The sequence below is a fragment of the Streptomyces sp. NPDC085524 genome, from assembly GCF_044541755.1.
Classification (GTDB): Bacteria; Actinomycetota; Actinomycetes; order Streptomycetales; family Streptomycetaceae; genus Streptomyces.
In genome coordinates, this window is sequence record NZ_JBITTH010000068.1 from 1 (window position 1) to 3,586 (window position 3,586).

Sequence of the window (3,586 nt, forward strand, 5' to 3'; positions counted from 1 at the left end):
CCCCCCCCCCCGCGGTCGGGCGGGGCAGCCAGGCGGTGGCGCGGCGGCCCAGCAGCTCCACCGCGGTCGAAGTGAGCCAGCCCAGGGCGCCGATGGTGGCCATGCCGACGAAGACCCCCGGGTAGTCGAGGATGGTGTACGACTGCCAGGTGCGGTAGCCCACCCCGTACTCGCCCGAGATCATCTCCGCGGAGATCACACAGATCCACGCCACGCCCATGCCCACCGACAGGCCGCCGAAGATGCCCGGCAGCGCGCCGGGCAGCACCACCGAGAACAGCACCCGCAGCCGGCCGCCGCCCATGGTCAGCACGGCCTCCTCCCACACCGGGGTGAGGGCCCGGACCGCGTGCCGGGTCGACACCACCACCGGGAAGAAGGCGGCGGCGAAGGTGATGAACACGATGCCCTGCTCGTTGGTCGGCAGGAGCAGAATGGCGACCGGGACGAGGGCGATGGCCGGCACCGGCCGCGCCACCTCCACCAGCGGGCCCAGCAGGTCGGCGGCCCACCGGGACCGGGCGATCGCGGTGCCGACCGCGACCCCCAGCACCGCGGCCAGCAGGAAGCCCACCACGATGCGGCGCAGGCTGTGGCCCAGGTCCTCCCAGTACGGTCCGGTGCCGAGGCGGTCGGCGAAGGCGGAGGCCACCTCGCCGACCGTCGGGAACTGTTCGAACCGCAGCCACAGGTTGACGTCCAGGGACGTCAGCAGCTGCCACAGCCCGAGGGCCGCGCCCAGGGAGGCGGCACGGACCAGCCAGCGGCGCGCACTCATGACGCGAGACCCACGGCGTCCGCGTAGCCGACGATCCGAGCCCCGGCGTGGGCGTCGGCGTAGCGCTTCGCGTTCGCCGGGGTGACGAAGGCGCGCAGGTCGGCGCCGTCGGCCACCCACACCGCCTTGTCGGCGAACCACAGGGTGCCGGTCAGGGCGTCCGGCACGTACGCGGCCCGCACGTCCGCACCCTTGGCGGCCTTCAGCAGCTCCTTGGGGCTGTCGAAGGCGACCGTGGCGCTCTGGCCCTTCAGCCACAGCTCGGGCCTGGCGGCGGCCGCCTGCGGGTAGGGCGGGGCCGTCACGGCCCGCTTGAGCGGGGCCGGGTCGACGAAGGCGTCCACGTCCACGTCGCCCACCAGCCCGGCCGCCTTCAGCACCGGCACGTCCTCCTTCAGAGCGGCGATCAGCTCCGGGCGGAGCTCCGGGTCGAAGGAGGCGATGCCGTTCGCACCGTTGTAGAGGTAGACCACCTCGGGCGGCAGACCCGTCTCCTTCGCCACCGACTCGGCAGCCGCCACCGGGTTCGTCCGCAGGTAGTCGGTCGCCCGGCGCTGCGCCTTCAGGAAGTCGTCCAGTACGCCCGGCTTCTCACCGGCGAACTTCTGCCGGACGGTGACCCCGTGGAAGGTCGGCAGGTTCAGCTCGGCCCCGTCGTACAGGGCCTTCGCCCGGCCCTCGAAGGCCAGCTGGCCGGGCCAGGCCACGAACTGCGACAACGCGTCCGCGCTGCCCGCCTGCAGGGCCGAAGCCCCCACGCTGGGCTGCTGGTTGAGTTTCTGGATGCCCTTGTCCGGGTCGATCCCGGCACGCTGCAGGGCCCGTATCAGGGTGCCGTCGGCGGCCGAGCCCACGCTCGTGGACACCTTCTTGCCGCTCAGGTCGGCCAGCGACGCCAGCTTCGAATCCGGCGCGGTCACCACCGTGTTCAGGCCGCCGCTCAGGTTGTAGCCGGTGACCGAGACCAGCTCGGTCGGCTGCTTCAGTTCCCTGCCCCGTACGGCGTTGATCAGCAGCGGGAAATCGCCCATCGAACCGATGTCGATCTTCCCCGCGGTCATCTGTGCGGTGATGGGAGCGCCGGTCGGGTAGTCCTGCCAGTCGACCTTGTACGTCACCCCCTCCTGCTTGCCGCGTGCGGCGAGCTGCTCCTCGAAATAGCCCAGGGAGCGGAGCAGGGTGCCGGCCGTGACGGTGTTGATGGTCTTGGACTGGTAGCCGACGGTCACCGTGACCGTCTTCGGCGAGCCGCCCGCCGCGCCCTCGCCGCCGCAGGCGGTGGCCAGGGGCAGGAGCAGGGCGATCGGTACGGCCGGGGTGAGGATTCTGCGACGCATGGGGAGGGGGCCTTTCACCGGAGCAGGTAGGGCATGTTGACGGTCACCGCGCCGGTGGGACAGCGCGCGGCGCACGGGCCGCAGTACCAGCACTCGTCCACGTGCATGTACGCCTTGCCGTTGTCCTCGCGGATCGCGAGCGAATCGAGGGGACACATGTCGACGCAGAGCGTGCAGCCGTCGATGCACTTGGACTCGTCGATGGTCACGGGCACGTCGGCGCGCTGGGGAACAAGGGGCATGGCTGTCTCCAAGGGCCCGGAGGGGCGGGGAACAGGAGGACGGGGGGAAGGGAGAAGTGCTCGGGAGGCAGGGCTCAGAGCGAGCGGCGCAGCACGCCGCTCATGGTGATGCGGTCGCCGCGGAACCGGATGAACTCCAGGTCCACCGGCCGCCCGTCGGGCAGACGGGTCAGCCGTTCCAGCATCAGGACGGCGGCGCCGCGCGGCGCCTGGAGGACGGCCGCCGAGTGCGCGTCGGCGTTGACGGCCTCGAGGGTGATCTCGGCGTGGCCCAGTGGGCTTCCGGTCAGCGACTCCAGCAGCCGGAACACGTCCGTGTTCTCGAGGTCGCAGCCGAGGAGTTCACCGCCCAGGTCCATGGGCAGGTAGGACAGGTCGAGGGAGAGCGGCAGCCCGTTCAGGCGGCGCAGCCGCTCGATGCAGAGCACGTCGGTGTGCTCGGGCAGCCCCAGCCGGTGTGCCACCGGGCCCGGTGCGGTCACCGGCCCCACGGTGCGGACCTCGTTGGTGACCCGGCCGTGCTCGTGCAGGGTCTCGGCCAGGCCCTGGAGGCGGTCCAGGCCGTGCGGGTACTTCTCGCAGACCACCACCGTGCCGACCCCCGGCTGCCGGTCGACGAGTTGCTCGCCGCGCAGCAGGTCCAGGGCCTGGCGGACGGTGTTGCGGCTGGCCCGGTAGTCGGCGGCGATGACGTCCTCGAGGGGCAGGACGCCGCCGGGGAAGCCGCCCGCCAGGATCTGATGGCGCAGCAGGTCGGCGAGTTGCCGGGCCTGGTCCGCGCGCAGCCGGCGGCGGCGCGCGGCGGCCACCGGGCGGGCGGCGGGGGCGGGTTCGGCGGGCATGAAAGGAACGTACCGGGCCTGTGCCACCCGTGGTGTTGCCGCAGTATTGCGCCACCTGATGCCCCGTTCACGCGACTCTGACCTGCGATTTCGCCGCCACCGTGGCAAGATCCGCCACCATGGTGACCACAACGTGGACCACCCCGTGGCCACGATGCGAACGCCGGCCCGAGGCGCGCGGGTCCACCGGTACGAGACGCCGAAAACAGCACCGGCTCCGTCGGAGGCGATGCCTCCGCGGAGCCGGTGCTGCTGCTGGACGAGCCGGTGTGGAAAGGGAGTTCAGCTCTTGACCAGGAGGCCGCGGCTGCGCAGGACCCAGCGTTCGGCGGGGCTGAAGATGAGCAGGTCGATGGCGATGCCGACGACGAGGATGAGGATGATCGC

4 protein-coding genes and 1 pseudogene are annotated in these 3,586 nt (G+C 71.9%); all 5 read right to left on the reverse strand.

Annotation, left to right across the window (positions count from 1 at the left end; genetic code table 11):
- Nucleotides 1-778 (reverse strand): ABC transporter permease (locus tag ACIGFK_RS42390; RefSeq protein ID WP_400056145.1); only part of this gene is annotated, 778 nt, incomplete at its 3' end.
- Complete coding sequence (locus ACIGFK_RS42395) at nucleotides 775-2,115, reverse strand: ABC transporter substrate-binding protein (RefSeq protein ID WP_400056147.1); 1,341 nt, start codon at nucleotides 2,113-2,115, stop codon at nucleotides 775-777. The genes ACIGFK_RS42390 and ACIGFK_RS42395, both read right to left, overlap by 4 nt.
- 14 nt (nucleotides 2,116-2,129) lie before the next feature.
- On the reverse strand, nucleotides 2,130-2,357 hold the full coding sequence (locus ACIGFK_RS42400) for a ferredoxin family protein (protein ID WP_125741086.1): 228 nt from the start codon (nucleotides 2,355-2,357) through the stop codon (nucleotides 2,130-2,132).
- Nucleotides 2,358-2,431: 74 nt separating this feature from the next.
- A complete protein-coding gene (locus ACIGFK_RS42405; protein WP_400056149.1) occupies nucleotides 2,432-3,199 on the reverse strand; it encodes a GntR family transcriptional regulator in 768 nt (255 codons plus the stop codon).
- Nucleotides 3,200-3,481: 282 nt separating this feature from the next.
- A pseudogene (locus ACIGFK_RS42410) lies at nucleotides 3,482-3,586 on the reverse strand (ABC transporter permease); the annotation flags it as partial.

Excerpts from the sequence above, each read along its gene's own strand:
- ACIGFK_RS42395 (WP_400056147.1), bottom strand. The coding sequence starts at position 2,115 with ATGCGTCGCAGAATCCTCACCCCGGCCGTACCGATCGCCCTGCTCCTG.
- ACIGFK_RS42400 (WP_125741086.1), bottom strand. The coding sequence starts at position 2,357 with ATGCCCCTTGTTCCCCAGCGCGCCGACGTGCCCGTGACCATCGACGAG.
- ACIGFK_RS42405 (WP_400056149.1), bottom strand. The coding sequence starts at position 3,199 with ATGCCCGCCGAACCCGCCCCCGCCGCCCGCCCGGTGGCCGCCGCGCGC.